This is a genomic window from Pelagibius sp. (assembly GCF_965249265.1).
In the GTDB taxonomy this organism is placed as follows: Bacteria; Pseudomonadota; Alphaproteobacteria; order Kiloniellales; family Kiloniellaceae; genus Pelagibius.
The window spans coordinates 3,077,957-3,094,341 of sequence record NZ_OZ252224.1; the positions used below are offsets into that span (position 1 = coordinate 3,077,957).

The following is a 16,385-nucleotide window of genomic DNA, read 5'->3' on the forward strand; positions in this document are numbered from 1 at the left end:
CCAAGCGGACGAACGTTGGACGTGCAACGTGTCGAGATCAGACTTGTGATGCGGGAGCTGACCGGAGCTCTCAAGGTCGTTCTCAACAGCAACCACGGTCGGTTCTGGCACAAGCGCGACGATACTTTTGTGCCCTTTAACCTGAGACCCTGCGGAAACTACTCACGGATCACCGAACCTTAAGAGACCTTACAGCTTCGATTTTGCTGAGAATCAATGCCCACGACAGCAAAGACCCAAGCATTTCTCATACAAGGCCGCCGAGCCGCGCGGGCTCTGCTAATAATCATACTGTGTTTGGCGACACTCATTTCGACGCCGGTTCACGAGTTGGTGACGACTTCGACCGCGGACGCGCGGGCAGCGACGACCGTGACTTCGCAGCATCGCACGTTGACGCACCATCATGAACGCGGCGGCGCACACGCCCAAGATCACGTCCATCACGCGCTTTTGCTGAAGCAATTTGTACTAAGCCAACAAGAAGGCCAAAGCACCAAGTTCATTTCAAACGCTGATCAACTATCCGACCGCATTCCACCTGCACCTTTTCGCCCTCCCATAGCGAGCTGAAGTCCAAGGCCGCTCCGCGGCATCTCGACTGACGCGCTTCGCCGCGCTGTCTGACTCATCGCTTTGGAGATATCCATCATGTTCAAAAAAGCTGCCCATGCGCGGCGCGAAATCGCGCGCACCTTCGAATCCCTTTCCATTGTTCCGGGGCCGGAAACAAAGCGGGCTATCCGACTTTCCGTCAAACGCGATCTTCAGGCCCAAAAACTCCGCCCCAACGTCCCGGTTCCACCACGCCGAAAGCTGTTTGCCTATCTCCGGACAATGCATCTGGAGACAGGCTCCTGGTATCGCGCCCTAACTTCCCTTCTCCATAGCGGCTCATGGACTTCGAGCGGTGGATCATTTCGCCTAGCGGATTTGCTCGGTGTCAGCATGATAGAATTGACTGAGGAAGTACTTCGACAGCAGGGGCATTTGGTTTTTCTGGAGATTGGCGCTGGTTGGGCGGGTTTTGGCAATGATACCGCTGCAGCCAAACCGCAGGGCTTAGCGGCACTGGCTAATCACTACAGCGAACATCTCGCCAAGAGCGTCACACTTCACTTCACCAATGTGACCCGCTGGCATGACCCGCATTGCCTTCCCGAAGGTGTGCGCGAACACCCCTACATTACGGCTGCAACGCTTGTGGCATTGGAACCGAGAGAACTATCCGCGAGAAGCGTCGACGTCATCTATTCGCAAGCGGCCGCATATTTCGAACCGGATCAAAAACGCTTCCTTGAGGGGGCAGCACAGCTGCTCAAGAGCGAGGGCATACTTATCTACAACTACGACGAAGCATTGAATGAGGCTGTGGCACAAGCCGCGCGAACCCTGAACATGGCGATCGAGAAACGCAGGCATCTCGGCGGAATGAATGGTACCATTGTGGCCTTCCGCAAGATGGACGTCGCCGGTGGTTGAGAAGACTTGCGGAAAACCATGGCCTGAAAATCGTGGGATAGCCGACGGCCACCAGTAAGTCGGTGGTTGGGATATCGGGCTGCAAAGCTCGAACTCTGCTTTATTTTCGGGCTTTAGGAGCTATCGAAATGAACAGACGTCAATTTCTTGGGGCGGGGTGTGCAATGGTTATCGGCTCCGTTGCACGGCCGTCCAACGCGCAAAATGGCACGCGCGCCATTGTCCAGCGGATCGCTTCCGGCATGGCGGGCCGCCGTTCGGCAAATCTGCCCGTCCCGGTTGACTGGGTTGTATCACAGCTTGCCGACCTTGATCCTGAGGTACAACGGATTATAGCCTTTCATCTCGTCCAAAGTGCTCCATACCGGCTTCTCCCCTGGACGGGAGATCCGGACAGTTTATTCACAGTCGGACGGGGTGACTGTCGGCACAAGACCTACGCACAGATGCGGCTCTTTGCCGGGATCGGCATCCGCGTGCGGCATGTGAAGATCGGTTTCGACTGGGCTGACTTACCGATTCCACTGGAAATCCTCAACATCCTGGCAGAAACCAGAGGGGTCCACGATACCGTCGAGCTCATACTGGAGGATCGCGCCGCTATCGTTGATGCGACCTGGGACTCTGCTCTTTCGGCAGCTGGGTTTCCCGTTTCCGCAAGGTGGGACGGGTTCTCACCAACGCAACCAGTTACACGCGGGAACATTAGAATTGTGTACAAAGAAGCACTGCCATCAGGGATAAGTGCTTATGACCTACTTGGAGTTCCTTGGCCTGACCGGGCTCGCACGCGAGCATTCAACCTCGCCCTCAATGCTTGGCTCGATGATCTGCGAACATGAACCAGGCGGCATTTCACGGATCTTGCCGCCAACGAGCGTCGCAAGAAACAAGCCTGCATAGACCAATAAGTCAATCATGCTACGCGCGCACTGTCACTGAAGAACTCTTTTTCAACGCAACGCCTGCTGCCACTGGAAGTAATGCTCAATCGACCGTGCAATGGCACTCGTTAGGAGGCGACGGTGCGGTTTCGAGCGCAGGCGCTTTTCATCGTCGGGGTTGGAGAGAAACCCGATTTCGACAAGCACCGAAGGGACATCGTGCGCCTTGAGGACAACAAAGCCCGCGGATCGGTGTGGATTCCTTAGCAACTTTGTTTCCTTGCCCAGACTCTCGACCAACATCGATGCATAGCGAACGGAGAGGTTTTGGGTCTCTCGCCTTGTGAGGTCCAACAGGATATTCGAGACGTCGTCGCTGTGCTGCGATAGATCCACACCAGCAACCAGATCCGCTTTGTTCGCACTTTCGGCCAATGCGGCGGCGACTTCGTCCGATGCCTCGCTTGACAAGGTGAAAACAGACGCCCCGCGAATGTTGCGACTGTGATGGGAGTCGGCATGCAAGGACAGAAAGAGACCGGCGCCAGCCTCCCGTGCGAAGCGCCAGCGGTCATCTAGCTTGACGAAGACATCGCTGTCACGCGTCAGGAGGACTCGATACCTTCCCGTTGCCTCGAGCCGATGTTTCAACGCCTGAGCGTAAGTCAGCGTGATTTTCTTCTCATAGACCCGTGAGGCTCCGATCGCTCCAGGGTCAATCCCGCCGTGACCCGCATCGACAACTACGGTAATGCGCTCGTCCGTCTTGGTCGGAGCCCGCTTAGCGGTGCTCGCTTTCGGAAGAGGGCGTTTCGACTCCATGACCTGGCGGCCGACGTTTGCATAGGCTTGTCGGGAAACTTCTTTGATGTCGACGACCAACCGATACGCGTGGCCATCGACCGGCGGCAGCACGAAGACCCCAGAAAGACGAACCGGCGCATCTGCGTCGAGGACGACTCTGCTCCTGCCCGGTGCAAAGAGACCGAACCGTAAGTCTCTGATGACGCCTGTTGGCACCTTCGGCGCTGCTGAAGGCCGCCAGTCGAGGTCCGGGAGATCGATCACCACGCGGTAAGGGTCCGGCAGTGTGAACACGCGATAGGTCGGCTCCTCGGATAACTCAAGGACAAGGCGCATTTTATCAGGATGCTGGCCGATCCGCAGTTCCGAGACAATCGGCGTCGCCGCTGCGGAACCGGCGATAAGAACCAGGAAGATAGTTGGCACAAGAACTTGCAACAACGTGCATACCAAGTTCAGGTGATCCCGGTCTAAGTAATAGAAGCTATCAAGTGCTCGGTCTGCTCTCTCTACCCTGACAAGTGTCTCGGCTTCTGGTTGCGCTGCGGGCGTGCCTGACATTGAGTTCCGATTCACCGGGACAAGCGCTCTACCCCAAGAAATCCCATTCACCTTTGGCCAACTCCTTGGTGAAGACATCGCACTCCCGTGCATAATCCTCCCGGTCTGTCTCATGTATCTCAAAGAAAGCTTCTTCGGCCCTGAAATGCATACGCTCGAATATGTCGCGGGCCTTGATGGCTTGATCCGTGTAAGGTCCAGACTTCAGCCATTGAAGAGTCTCTCGGATCGCCGTGTTGCGCTCCCACCATTCGTCGTAAGCCTGGATCAGATGGCCAGATATCTCCGGTGCATCGTCCCGGCATGCAACCGTGACCGCCTGAACCCATGCACCATGTACCAATATGGCGTAGAATCCAGACTCATCTGGGTAGTCCCATTCGCCTTCCGCCAGTTCCACGGCGAACATACCGCATTCCCACGCAAACTCTTCCGGATAGTTCTCGCGTATTTCAAAAAAGCTCACTTCAGTTCTGGATTTCAGGCGTTCGAAGATACCGCGGGCTTTGGCAACTTGTTCCGTGTCAGGACCAGACTCCAACCGTTGTACGGTCTCCCGGATCGCTTTGTTGCGCTCCCACCAGTCATCGTAAGCCTGAATTAGATCGTCAGACTCTGACGCATCGCCCCGACATGCTGCCATAACCGCCTGCACCCATGCCCCGTTTGCGATGGTAACAGAGAGACGAGGGTCACCAGGAAGACGGGCGCCGTCCTCGCCCCGCGCAGGTGCCAGGGACACCGACAACAAAACCACGATCAGGGGCGCTATGCGAACTGCTAGTTTTGACATATGCCTCGCGGTCATGACTCGATCCGATCCCTTACGGCTACGCTGGATCGTGTAAGTCGATAAAGTAAGCGTGTCTGTGTTTATCCGGCGCATGCCAGTGCCTATGCCGATGCAGCTCCGACCCCTCCCAGTCCTCGCGCTCATGTCGATGGCGCTCATCGTGGACAAGACGATGCCCGCAAGAGCGATAACTTGACCAAGAAACCAGGCGCCATAGGTCCGGTTTGTGAGTACGGAGAGCATGTCCGTCTCCTTGAACGATTCAAAGATATTTGGCGATAGCTTTGAACTCCTTGAGCGAGCGTCGCCGCTCTCGCGAAAGGCCATCAGCGGCATCTTCCAGGCAGTTGACGATATGGTCCTGAATCAGCGTCCTTTTCGCCTGTACCAGCGCCTTTTCAACCGCATGAATCTGCTGGGCAATGTCCATGCACGGCCGTTCGTCCTCGATCATCTCGATTATGCGGCGCAGATGACCCCCGGCACGTCTGAGCCGCTTAACGATATCCAGGTGCCTTGGGTGAACACGGGTGTCCAGCATCATGTAAGGCTCCCATCCCCTAGGGGGGATATTAAATACCACTGAATGATAAGACTCAAGCTTTTCGCGTTTTCGCTGCCAGCGCGATGACAATTGCGATGACGCTCACCTACCGGCCGGCTAGGCTGCGCGCGCTCTTCTCGTTCGGTGCATGCGCCCGCCGCGACGAAAAACCACCGACTGTGCGATATGAACACACTATTGTTGCGACCAGACGTGCCCCTTTGATGGTGACGCTTTTGGCCTGACAAGAGAACTGCCTAGACTATCACATCGTTTCAGCACGCCTTTACACCATGCCCCATAAAAGCCGATCATGTCGGCAAGTCGTTAAACAGTTGCGGCGCCATTTGCGCAGCGAACTCCTTAAAGACACGTACGACCCGCGGCACATGTCGGTTACCCATGTGAACGAGATTGAGGTCCATCGTCTGGAACCGCCATTTGGGCATCACTTCGACGAGCTGTCCGTCTCTCACCAGATGAGGCAGGACGATTGGCGGCAAGTCCCCAATCCCTGAACCAGCGACAAGCGCCGCCGCCAACCCTGCAAAATCGTTCATCGACAAGGACGGCTCGAACGTGATTGTCTCGTTCTTGCCGCCATTCACAAACGTCCAAGAGTGTTGTGGTCGCCAAAACGAAAACGCGAACAGCTTATGTTCCAACAGGTCTTTCGGCTTCCTGATCGGGTTGCAATTGGCGATATAGTCGGGGCTGGCGACAAGTCGGTGGCGGTATTGCAGAACGCGCCGTGAGATCAACGCCGAATCCTTTTGCTCACCGATTCGGAAGACGACATCCACGCCTTCCGACAGATGGTCGACCCGCCTGTCTGTAACCAGAATCTGCGCTCGTACATTCGGATAGGACGCCTGGAAGGCGGTGACGATCGGCGTCAAAACGGAGTCGGAAATGCTTGGCGGCGCCGACAGGCGTAATAATCCGTAGACGTCTGAAAGTTGGTTGGAAACGATGCTCTTCACGGCATCGCTGACCTCTACGCTACGCTGCGCCTGTTCGAGCACTTCCGAACCGACATCGGTCAGGCGAAGACTGCGCGTCGACCGTTCCAAAAGCCGGACGCCGAGCTGATCCTCCAACTCCGCGATGCGCCGACTGACGGTTGAAATCGGCATGGCAATCCGGCGCGCCGCCTCAGAGAAACTGCCCGCCTCGACGACTTTGGCGAAGATCACCAGGGCGTTGAGATCGGACATTGCAGTACCTTCCCATATTTGGAAATTAAATTTCCGACTTTATCACCTAATCAAGAAATGCACGACTCGATATCAAGATCAAATTGGATTGAGAGGGAGGAAAGGCAGGCTGATGACATTGAGTTTAATACGGAAAACCGCCGCGCTGGCGGGATTTGGCGTTGCGCTCGTCGCGTGCGCGAGCGGACCGGCCCCTGATGCACGCGCCGCAATCGAGCAGGTGTTGTCAAACTACGAAACAGCCCTGAACGCTTCCGATGTCGATGGTGTCATGAGGCTTTACGCTCAGGACGGCGTATTCATGCCTCAACACAGCCCCTCCAGCATCGGCGCCGGAGAAGTGCGAGCGGCTTACCAAGCCGTTTTCGAAGCGATCACGCTCAGCATCACATTTGACATCGCCGAGATCGAGCCGATCGCTTCGAATTGGGCGTTCGCCCGGACGAACTCAGCCGGCACGGTCAGAATTGCAGCCACCGGCGCCGAGAGCCCGGAGGCTAACCAGAAGCTCTTCATATTCCAGAAGATCGATGGCGACTGGAAAATCGCCCGCTATAGCTTCTCCACCACAAATCCGACGCGTCAGTAGGGTCGCCCGCAAATGTTCGACACTCTCCTCAAATATGCGGATGCGCCGGCGCGTGCGCTAATGGCGCTGATTTTTATACTGTCGGGATATAGCAAGATCGGCGCCTTCGAAGCGACGCAAGGCTACATGACAGCATTTGGCTTACCCGCCGCGCTCCTTATACCAACAATTGCGTTCGAAATCGGTGCGGGCCTTCTGCTGCTCATCGGTTTTGGCGCCCGCTATGTCGCGCTTGCCCTTTCCGGGTTTTGTCTGCTGACCGCCCTAATCTTCCATCGCGCCTTCGATGATCAAATCCAGATGGTGATGTTTCTGAAGAACCTCGCAATGACGGGCGGCTTCCTGCTGCTCGCCAAAACGGGCGCGCCCGGCCTCAGCCTTGACGGCTGGCGTGCTGCCTGCAAGGGAGTCTGACGGAAATGACGAATACAATGCAGGCGGCGGTGATTTACGAAGCGGGGGGTCCGGAGGTTCTCAAGATCGAGGAACGTCCGATACCCGAAGCGAAGAGCGGAGAGGTTCTCATTCGCGTCAAAGCGTTCGGCCTGAACCGGTCCGAACTCTTCACCCGGCAAGGACATTCGCCAAATGTCAGCTTTCCGCGAATCCTTGGGATCGAAGCCGTCGGACGTGTCGAAAGCGCTCCCGGCGGCGAATTCGAAGTGGGCGCCACGGTAGCCACCGCCATGGGCGGCATGGGCCGCACCTTCGACGGCGGCTATGCCGAGTTTACATGCGTTCCGGCCTGTCAGGTTCAGGCGCTTCAAACCGATCTCGATTGGAAGACGCTCGGCGCCATTCCCGAAATGCTGCAAACGGCGTGGGGGTCCCTTTTCAAGTCTCTAAGACTTGAAGCCGGCGAACGCCTCCTAATCCGCGGTGGGACGACATCTGTGGGACTCGCGGCGGCGGCCATCGCCAAGAAGCACGGCGCCACAGTCGCGTCGACGACTCGAAAGCCGGCGCGCGAGAAGCTCCTACGCGAGGCCGGCGCCGATCAAGTCTTCATTGATGTCGGCGAGATAGCCGATCAGGTGCGCAAAGTCTGTCCAGGCGGCGCTGACAAGGTTCTGGAACTGATTGGCGCAATGACGTTCAAGGATTCGCTGAGATGCGCGAAGCCAAAAGGTATCGTCTGCATGACCGGTATGGTTGGCGACAAATGGTCGTTCGACAGTTTCAGCCCCATGGAAGCCATCCCGACCGCGGTGTCGCTCACCACCTATGCCGGCGAGTCGGAAGATTTCATAGCCACCCCGCTGCAAGAACTCGCCGATCAGATAACCGACGGCGCGCTCCATATACAGATTGGAGAGGTCTTCACCCTTGAGGACATCGCTCTCGCCCATCGCTGCATGGAAGAGAACCGCGCCGGGGGAAAAATCGTGGTTCTGACTTAGGACAAGCAGCTTCTGCGTCGGTGACTTCAATCCTCAATAGGCCGAATAAAGTCACACATTCACATCAAGGACAGCGCAAGCAGCGCCGGTGCAGGTATGAGCGACAAAAGACTGTCCAGATCATAGACGAGTCGCAACAGCGTCACATAGGCGGCCATCTTGATTGCCAGCGCCGTCCCCAAGCACTTGGCTGCCGTCAGCGCCAGCCAGTTCCCAGGCCAGCAGCCCCAGCGCCCATAAGACGGCAGATCAAGACGACGGTCTTTAAATCAGGCTATTCGCGCGTTTCGGCCGCTCAAAAACACCGTGATGGGTTGCGTGCCGCTGTGATTCTGTCATAAAGACTAATGATCCCCCTAGGGTATATGGCAACCGGAAGAGAAGGCAGCATGGGCGAGACGTCGCGCCATCGCAGGATCTGGCATGCGGCGCGCAATCTCATCGTGCTGACGACCACCTTTGCGCTGATCGTTGCGCCGCTTATCGTCATCCTAGCCCATGGTCCCGGTGCGCATGCGGCCGCCGCCGCGATATCAATGGAGATCGCCAAGCACGGTCATGACCACGGACACACCGACGAAGATACCGAGCGCGACGTCCACGACGATCCGTTTGACGGACACAACCCGGCGGACCACGACCACCCGCTTCACGCATTGGTCTACCAACCGGAGAATCCGTCCAAACCGCCTCCCGAAAAAAGCGAATACGCATTGAGCGACGTCTTCCGACATCTCACGCTCGAAGGGCTGATGCGCCCGCCGCGATTCGTCTGAACAGGCATCGAAAACGCGCCTGACAGGCGCATCATCAGACTGTTCAGACAAGGACTATCACATGATACTTCTACCGACCGCGCCGCGCGGTCAAAGGTCCGGCGCGCGCCGGGCATCCATACTTCTGCTCGCTGTCGCCCTTTCTCTCGTTTGGGTCGAGACAGCCTTCGCCCATGCCGTCACGCTTGGCGACAAAGGCTATATACAAGAGGTTTCGGGCGTTCATTTCATCGCGTTCCTCTACCTCGGCGCCAAGCACATGGTGACGGGATACGATCACCTTTTGTTTCTCTTCGGCGTGATCTTCTTCCTCTATGGATACAAGCAGATCGCCACTTACGTCTCGTTGTTCGCCATCGGCCATTCGACCACGATGCTGCTCGGCGTCGCGTTCGACTTCGGCATTTCGAGCTACATCATCGACGCCATCATCGGATTTTCCGTCGTCTACAAGGCGTTGGATAATCTAGGCGCGTTCCGCCTCTGGTTCGGCTTTCAGCCCTCGACCAAGGCCGCCACACTGGTCTTCGGCTTCCTGCACGGCTTCGGGCTCGCCTCCAGGATCATCAACTACAACATCTCGCCAGACGGACTTTGGCCAAACCTTATCGCCTTCAATGTGGGGGTCGAGGTGGGCCAGCTTGTCGCGCTCGCGGCGATCCTCGTCGTGATGACCTACTGGCGCGCCACCGCTTCCTTCGTTCGTCAGGCCTACGCCGTGAACGTCCTCATGATGACCGCCGGGTTCGCCCTCATGGGCCTTCAGATCACCGGCTATTTTGTAGCTGCGTGAGCGGCGGGAGATTCAATACATGACCAACCAAACTTTTGAAAACAGAGATGCGGCCGGCCACATCCTTGGCGTCAAAGCGACATCTCGCGGACTCATACGCGCAACGCTTGGCTCCATAGCCGCCGCCTTGGCGATCCTGGTGCTGTTCTGGCTGCCGTCAGAGTATGGCGTGGACTCGACGGGGCTAGGCCGTGTGATGGGGCTGACCCAGATGGGGGAGATCAAGCAACAACTGTATACCGAAGCCGCCGATGAAGACGCCGTTCTCGCGGCCCAGGCGGCTGCCGAACGGGTCTCCGCCGACCCGGCGCTTCTTGCACGCCTCGATGCGCTGCAAGGTCAGGTCGCCGCCATCGCTGCGGCGCTCGGCGCGGCGCCTCAAACCTCCGCACCCGAAGCGCTGACGCCGCCTGCCGCGGCTGCCATCGCGTCCCCAACGCCGGAACAGACGACGCCGGTGTGGCGCGACGAGGTCAGCTACACATTGGCGCCTACCGAGGGCATCGAGGTCAAACTGGTGATGAGCGAAGGCGGACGCGCCGCGTTCGAATGGACGGCCAACGGCGCGGTCCTCAACTTCGACACCCATGGAGACGGCGGCGGACAAAGCGTCACTTACGAACAGGGACGCGGCGTGCCGGATCAATCAGGAGAGCTTGTCGCGGCTTTCGACGGCAATCACGGCTGGTTCTGGCGCAACCGCACGGATGCACCGGTGACCTTCACCTTGCGCACGCGCGGCGCCTATGACCGCATGATCGCACCCTAGCAAACGGCGCCGCGCCAGCCGATAATCGGCTGGCGCGGCGTACGTGAGGAAATCTTGTGTGGGCTTGCCTCAAGCCGCTCACCCAGTAAAGCTGGAAACACCACCTTCTCGCGCGAACAGAACCTCTCCAACTTCTTCCAGCACCAGCGGGAAAGCACTATCTGGAGCCTGACATAGGGTTCGATAGGTGTTCACGAAGGGGAGCCGCCGTGGACGCATATCGAACTTGAATGTGTCAATTTGCATGACCATTCGGACTACAGGTACATCCGAGTGCGGCCACCTTTGTCTCCTTTCAGCAAAGTCCACAGCTCACAGTTGGCTATAGTTGGAAGGCGGAGAATTTTATTTTCGCCACACGAGGCGCAGTCTTGAGGCGATTGACGCCGAAAGAAAGCGTTCGCGATGCCACAACCTCCTCGTCACCCGAATCGAGCGTCGAAATCGGAGCCAGCCGGAAAAAGCGCAATACGCCGGACGATCCGGCGAGCCCAACTTCGCCAAATTGTTCCGCTCTCGGATACGACAATTTACGAGCTGGAGCAGCGCGGCGAGTTTCCACGACGATTTTACCTGACGCCGCGATACGTTGTTTGGGATTTAGCCGAGGTAGAAGCCTGGATCGCGGCGCGCCGTAAAGCGTCGGACGCTGACTTATTGAAGCGCGCCCCCTCACCCGACGTTCGTCTTCGCAAAAGCCGTCCTGTCAAAGACGGGCGTCAGGCGCGATGAGCTGCATCGAAGACGGGAACAGCGTCGGCGCGCGACTGCGACCATCGACCCAAGCGTCAATCATGTCGGCCCACTCTTGCAGCATATGGCGGCGTTGCACTTCGTATTCCGCCTTGTTGTAGACGCCGCGCGAGGAGCGGCTGTCCTCATGCGCAAGGCACTTCTCAATCCAGTCGCGATTGAAGCCAAGCTCGTTGAGCAAGGTTGACCCGGTCCGCCGCAGGTCATGAACCGTAAACGGCTCCAGAGGAAGCTCCTCCTTCCGCGCCCGCTCTACGACGGCGTAGGTGATCCTATTGAATGTGGCTCGCGACATGGGCGCATCGGAATCGTAACGGGACGGCAGCAGATAGCGAGAGTCGCCGGAGCAGGTTTTCAAGGCGATCAGGATGTCGAGCGCCTGTTGGGAGAGATAGACATTGTGAGCCTTGGAACGCTTCATCCGTTCTTTCGGAATGGTCCAGACGGCATTTTCGAAATCGACCTCGTCCCAGATCGCATCCTGCAACTCGCTTTTGCGCACCATGGTCAGGAGAAACAGCCGCATGCCCAGGCGGATGGTCGGCAGTGTCGGTACATGCTCCAGCATCTTCAGCATGACCCGTATCTCGGTCGGCGACAGGGATCGGTCCTTGGGCTTGAATATGGCGATCGAAGATGGTCCGACTTCATCGGCCGGGTTCGCGATTTTCTCACCGTGCAGGATCGCAAACCCATAGATCTGTTTGATGATGTCCCGGACATGGATGGCCGTCGCCGGCGCACCGCGATCCTTCACCGTCTTGCAGAGCTGACGCAGATCGTCCGGCCCCACCTCGACTAACAATCGCTTTCCAAGCGCCGGCAGAATGTCGCGGTCAAAAATAGACTTCCGCATCGCCCGCGTGCTGTCGGCCATTGGGGCTCCATCGAGCCACCGCTTGCCGAACTCGCCAATGCTTTGGGCCTCCCGGATCCGCTGCTTCCGCCGCTGTTTCTCTTGCGCTGGTGAAATACCGTCAGCGACGAGGCGGCGCGCTTCGAGGCACTTCTCCCGCGCGCCGGCGAGCGTAAGCCCGGAACGCCCGTATTTTCCTATGACCAGCGTTTCACGCCGCTTGTTGAGACGGTAATCATACCGGAAGGTGACCGTCCCTGATTTGGCGACATGCACATACATTCCATCTCGGTCAGCGACTTTGTACGCTTTTTCTTTTGGCTTCAGTTGTTTAAGCGCAGTGTCCGTCAGCATGGCGGCGTCTCCGGTAGACAAAAATACCGTCACCCCGGTTTTGAACTCTGCTGCAGCATTTTTCCATTTTAACTCAGTGCCTTATTCAAAGAAAAATACCGTCACCGGGGTGATTTCCCATGACGGTACTCACGATCAGCTTCAGGAACAAGCTCTAATGATACCGACAAACATACCGTCAGAACGAACCGCTAGCCCGCGATGGATTACGATACATGATGAGGGAAAAGTATTTTTTATCAGAGAGTTATATGGATTTACCGATAGCTCGCGATAGGCTTGGAAACAATGTGGATCATTCCCACTCAATCGTCCCTGGCGGCTTCGAGGTGACGTCGTAGACCACCCGGTTGATGCCGCGCACCTCGTTGATGATGCGGGTCGCAACGGCGGCCAGGAACTCGTGGTCGAAGGGATAACTCTCCGCCGTCATGCCGTCGGTCGAGGTGACGGCGCGGAGGGCGCAGACGTAGTCGTAGGAGCGGGCGTCGCCCATCACCCCCACGGTTTTCACCGGCAGCAGCACGGCGAAGGCCTGCCAGATGGCGTCGTAGAGGCCGGCCTTGCGGATGGCGTCCAGGTAGACCGCATCGGCCTTGCGCAGGATATCCGCCTGCGCGCTGGTGACCGCGCCTGGAATGCGGATCGCGAGGCCCGGCCCGGGAAACGGGTGGCGGCCGACCAGGGTCTCGGGCAGGCCCAGTTCTCGGCCCAGGTCACGCACCTCGTCCTTGAAGAGTTCGCGCAGGGGCTCCACCAGTTGCATGTCCATGCGCTCCGGCAGGCCGCCGACGTTGTGGTGCGACTTGATGGTCACGCTGGGCCCGCCGGTGAAGGAGACGGACTCGATGACGTCGGGATAGAGCGTGCCCTGGGCCAGGAAGTCGGCGCCGCCGATCTTGGCCGCCTCCTCCTCGAAGACGTCGATGAAGGTGCCGCCGATGATCTTGCGCTTCTGCTCCGGATCCTCGACCCCGGCCAGTTTGCCGAGGAAGAGGTCGCTGGCGTCACGGTGCACCAGGGGAATGTTGTAGTGGTTGCGGAAGACCTCGACCACCTGTTCGGCCTCGTTCAGCCGCAGCAGGCCGTGATCGACGAAGATGCAGGTGAGCTGGGCGCCGATGGCCTCGTGGATCAGTACCGCGGCGACGGAGGAATCGACGCCGCCGGAAAGGCCGCAGATCACCCGGGCATCGCCGACCTGCTGGCGGATCGCCTCGATCGCCTGCTGGCGGAAAGCCGCCATGGTCCAGTCGCCGCTGCAGCCCGCCACCTTGTGGGTGAAGTTCGCCAGCAGCTTGGCGCCGTCGGGCGTATGCATGACCTCGGGATGGAACTGAACCGCGTAGATCTTGCGTGCTTCGTCTGCGACCACCGCAAAGGGCGCCCCCTCGGAGGTGCCATAGACCTCGAAACCCTCGGGCAGGCGGACAACCCGGTCGCCGTGGCTCATCCAGACCTGATGGCGCTCGCCCGTCGCCCAAATGCCCTCGGTCAGGCTGCAGTCGGCCCGCATCTCGACAAAGGCCTTGCCGAATTCCTGATGGTCGGAGCTTTCGACCTCGCCGCCCAACTGGGCGCAGAGAGTCTGCTGACCATAGCAGATACCGAGGATCGGCACGCCGAGATCGAAGACCTGCTGCGGCGCGCGCGGCGTGTCGCTGCCGGTGACCGAGGCCGGGCCGCCGGAGAGGATGATCGCCCGGGGTGCGAAGTCGGTGACCCGCTGCGGGTCGGTGTTGAAGGGAAAGATTTCGCAGTAGACCCCGCTCTCCCGCACCCGGCGGGCGATGAGCTGGGTCACCTGGGATCCGAAATCGAGAATAAGGATACGGTCGGTCATGCGGTCGCTTCCAATCTATGCGGGCGCTTCCCGGCCCGCGAAAGTAAAGACGTCAACAAGCCAGCGGGTGCGGACTAGGAGCCACTCTGCGCCAGCCAGGATTCCAGGTCGGGCCATCCATAGGCCCGTTCTTCCAAATCGACACCGGCGAACTTCTCCATCCGCTCACCGGCCGGTTCGCCGCCCATGGCCTGATAGAAAAAACGCGAGGGGTTTTCCGCCAGCACCCAGACGAAGGCGCCGCGGTGTTTCTCGTTCGCCAGGGCTTCGAAAGCCGTCGCCAGAAGACGGCGGCCGAGGCCCTGGCCCTGCCAATCCACGGTGATGTAGAGGGCAAAGACCTCGCCGCTGTAGGGCAGGTGCTTGCTGCGCGACGGCCCGAAGGAGACGAAGCCGACGACCTCCTCGTCGATCTCGGCCACCACCAGGTCGCTGCCCTTGGTCGCCTGGGCGGCAGCGCGGTGCCACTGGGCAGAGGAACGGCCGACGGTCATGCGCGCCAGATAGTCGTTCGGCACCAGGCCGGCATAGGCGCTCTGCCAGGTCTCGACATGCACCCGGGCGATCCCGTCGGCGTCGCGGGTCAAGGCGGGGCGGATAACGGCGATCTCGGTCATGCGGCCTCCCTGCGGTCGAGGACGGCGACGAAGAACCCGTCGGTCCCGTGCCGGGCCGGTGTAAGGGCCAAAAACGGCGAAGCAACCGGGCAGCTCTGACCGATCACCGATGCCCAAACCTCCGCCACGGGATGCGCGGTAAAGTCTGGCCGCTGTTGAAGGAACATCTGCACCTGGTCCTCATTTTCTTCCGGCAGCAGGGAGCAGGTAACGTAGACCAAGCGGCCGCCGGGCCGAACCAGGGCCGCCGCTGCCGACAAGGCCTCCTGCTGGGCAGCCCGATAGCGCGCCAGGTCCGCCTCGGTCAAGCGCCAGCGCGCATCGGGCTGGCGCCGCCAGGCCCCGCTGCCCGAACAGGGGGCGTCCACCAGCACCCGGTCGCAGCCTTTGGTCAGGTCTTCCGCCTGCAGCAGATCGGCCAGCGGCAGACGCTCCACGAAGTCAGCGCCGGCCCGCCGCAACCGTCCTGCGGCGCGGTCGAGGCGGCGCGGGTCGACGTCGGCAGCCAGCAACCTGCCCTTGCCCTCCATGGCCGCCGCCAGCGCCAGGGTCTTGCCGCCGCCGCCGGCACAGACATCGGCCACGATCATGCCGGGCCGGGCATCGCAAAGCAGGGCGGCGAGCTGGGAGCCCTCGTCCTGAATCTCCACCAGCCCATTGGTGTAGCTTCGGGTCGCGCGGACCGCCCGCCTCTCGGCAAGGCGCAGGCCGAGCGGCGAAAGGTCCGTGGGCTCCGCCGCAATCCCCTCCCCCGCCAGGGCGACCTGAGCCTCGGCACGGTTGGTCTTCAGCGTGTTGCAACGCAAATCCAGCGGCGCCTCCAGGAGAAGCGCATCCAGCTCGTCGGTCAGATCGGCCCCAAAGGCCCGCTCGAAACTCGGCAGTAGCCAGGCGGGCATTTCCCGGCGCACCGCCGTGGGTTGGCTTTCCTCCGACAGTTCTCGGCCCTCAAGGTTTCGAAGAACCGACACCTCAGCCGCCGCCAACTCGCCGGGGCCGTAGCTGCCTTCAGCACAAAGGCCTTCGAGGGACGGCAAGGACTCGCGCCCGGAAAGCAGCAGGAAAGCCAGAGTCTCCAGACGGCCCCAGGGTGGCGTGAGGCCGGCGTGTTCGAGGTGCCAGCAGAGCCGTGCGCGATGACGGATGACATCGTAGGTCAAGGCGCTGACGGCCCGGCGGTCCTTGGACCCGATATAGCGGCGCTTGCGGTAGTGGTCCGCAAGCATCTGCTCGGCCAGCCGTGCGGAGGTATACACATCAGCCAGAATTTCGATGACCGCCTGGATGCGTGCCGCCGGCGTCATCGGGCGTCTGCCTTCACCGTCTCAGGGCGCAATCCGGGTCTTGCGG

At 59.5% G+C, this 16,385-nt stretch carries 17 protein-coding genes; 9 read left to right on the plus strand and 8 right to left on the minus strand.

Annotation, left to right across the window (positions count from 1 at the left end; translation table 11 throughout):
* Nucleotides 1–651: 651 nt before the first annotated feature.
* Both ACP146_RS14640 and ACP146_RS14645 read left to right on the plus strand, forming a co-directional pair.
* Nucleotides 652–1,482, plus strand: a complete 831-nt coding sequence (locus ACP146_RS14640; RefSeq protein ID WP_422367489.1) for a hypothetical protein — start codon at nucleotides 652–654, stop codon at nucleotides 1,480–1,482.
* A gap of 128 nt (nucleotides 1,483–1,610) precedes the next feature.
* A complete protein-coding gene (locus ACP146_RS14645; RefSeq protein ID WP_422367490.1) occupies nucleotides 1,611–2,324 on the plus strand; it encodes a hypothetical protein in 714 nt (237 codons plus the stop codon).
* A gap of 111 nt (nucleotides 2,325–2,435) precedes the next feature.
* Here the strand turns inward: ACP146_RS14645 and ACP146_RS14650 are convergent, their stop codons facing one another.
* The 4 genes from ACP146_RS14650 to ACP146_RS14665 form a co-directional block, all read right to left on the minus strand.
* Complete coding sequence (locus ACP146_RS14650) at nucleotides 2,436–3,731, minus strand: N-acetylmuramoyl-L-alanine amidase (protein WP_422367491.1); 1,296 nt, start codon at nucleotides 3,729–3,731, stop codon at nucleotides 2,436–2,438.
* A gap of 28 nt (nucleotides 3,732–3,759) precedes the next feature.
* Complete coding sequence (locus ACP146_RS14655; RefSeq protein WP_422367492.1) at nucleotides 3,760–4,539, minus strand: hypothetical protein; 780 nt, start codon at nucleotides 4,537–4,539, stop codon at nucleotides 3,760–3,762.
* A gap of 247 nt (nucleotides 4,540–4,786) precedes the next feature.
* Nucleotides 4,787–5,065 carry a metal-sensing transcriptional repressor gene (locus ACP146_RS14660; RefSeq protein ID WP_422369656.1) on the minus strand — a complete coding sequence of 93 codons (279 nt, stop codon included), beginning with the start codon at nucleotides 5,063–5,065 and terminating at the stop codon, nucleotides 4,787–4,789.
* 314 nt (nucleotides 5,066–5,379) lie between these two features.
* Nucleotides 5,380–6,285: a LysR family transcriptional regulator gene (locus ACP146_RS14665; RefSeq protein WP_422367493.1), complete on the minus strand. Its 906-nt coding sequence runs from the start codon at nucleotides 6,283–6,285 to the stop codon at nucleotides 5,380–5,382.
* Between the two features lie 112 nt (nucleotides 6,286–6,397).
* Here ACP146_RS14665 and ACP146_RS14670 point away from each other — a divergent pair, with 112 nt between their 5' ends.
* The 7 genes from ACP146_RS14670 (at nucleotide 6,398) to ACP146_RS14700 (ending at nucleotide 11,344) form a co-directional block, all read left to right on the plus strand.
* Entirely contained in the window at nucleotides 6,398–6,874 is a 477-nt protein-coding gene (locus tag ACP146_RS14670; protein ID WP_422367494.1) for a YybH family protein, read from the plus strand.
* A 12-nt stretch (nucleotides 6,875–6,886) separates the two neighbouring features.
* Nucleotides 6,887–7,288, plus strand: a complete 402-nt coding sequence (locus ACP146_RS14675; protein ID WP_422367495.1) for a DoxX family protein — start codon at nucleotides 6,887–6,889, stop codon at nucleotides 7,286–7,288.
* Between the two features lie 5 nt (nucleotides 7,289–7,293).
* Complete coding sequence (locus tag ACP146_RS14680) at nucleotides 7,294–8,274, plus strand: zinc-binding alcohol dehydrogenase family protein (protein ID WP_422367496.1); 981 nt, start codon at nucleotides 7,294–7,296, stop codon at nucleotides 8,272–8,274.
* Between the two features lie 389 nt (nucleotides 8,275–8,663).
* Nucleotides 8,664–9,050, plus strand: coding sequence for a hypothetical protein (locus tag ACP146_RS14685; RefSeq protein ID WP_422367497.1), 387 nt, complete (start codon nucleotides 8,664–8,666; stop codon nucleotides 9,048–9,050).
* A gap of 61 nt (nucleotides 9,051–9,111) precedes the next feature.
* Nucleotides 9,112–9,843 (plus strand): HupE/UreJ family protein, encoded by a 732-nt coding sequence (locus ACP146_RS14690; protein ID WP_422367498.1) that lies wholly within the window; start codon nucleotides 9,112–9,114, stop codon nucleotides 9,841–9,843.
* A 19-nt stretch (nucleotides 9,844–9,862) separates the two neighbouring features.
* Nucleotides 9,863–10,612: a transmembrane anchor protein gene (locus ACP146_RS14695; protein ID WP_422367499.1), complete on the plus strand. Its 750-nt coding sequence runs from the start codon at nucleotides 9,863–9,865 to the stop codon at nucleotides 10,610–10,612.
* Nucleotides 10,613–11,017: 405 nt separating this feature from the next.
* A complete protein-coding gene (locus tag ACP146_RS14700) occupies nucleotides 11,018–11,344 on the plus strand; it encodes a helix-turn-helix transcriptional regulator (protein ID WP_422367500.1) in 327 nt (108 codons plus the stop codon).
* On the opposite strand, the gene ACP146_RS14705 is transcribed toward ACP146_RS14700, so the two are convergent.
* From ACP146_RS14705 to ACP146_RS14720, 4 genes are all read right to left on the minus strand, one after another.
* On the minus strand, nucleotides 11,319–12,575 hold the full coding sequence (locus ACP146_RS14705) for a tyrosine-type recombinase/integrase (RefSeq protein ID WP_422367501.1): 1,257 nt from the start codon (nucleotides 12,573–12,575) through the stop codon (nucleotides 11,319–11,321). The two genes, ACP146_RS14700 and ACP146_RS14705, sit on opposite strands and share 26 nt — an antisense overlap.
* 295 nt (nucleotides 12,576–12,870) lie before the next feature.
* Entirely contained in the window at nucleotides 12,871–14,418 is a 1,548-nt protein-coding gene (gene guaA / locus ACP146_RS14710) for a glutamine-hydrolyzing GMP synthase (protein WP_422367502.1), read from the minus strand.
* A gap of 74 nt (nucleotides 14,419–14,492) precedes the next feature.
* A complete protein-coding gene (locus tag ACP146_RS14715) occupies nucleotides 14,493–15,035 on the minus strand; it encodes a GNAT family N-acetyltransferase (RefSeq protein WP_422367503.1) in 543 nt (180 codons plus the stop codon).
* Nucleotides 15,032–16,339 carry an RsmB/NOP family class I SAM-dependent RNA methyltransferase gene (locus ACP146_RS14720; protein WP_422367504.1) on the minus strand — a complete coding sequence of 436 codons (1,308 nt, stop codon included), beginning with the start codon at nucleotides 16,337–16,339 and terminating at the stop codon, nucleotides 15,032–15,034. The genes ACP146_RS14715 and ACP146_RS14720 overlap by 4 nt, the downstream gene beginning before the upstream one ends.
* Between the last annotated feature and the right edge of the window lie 46 nt (nucleotides 16,340–16,385).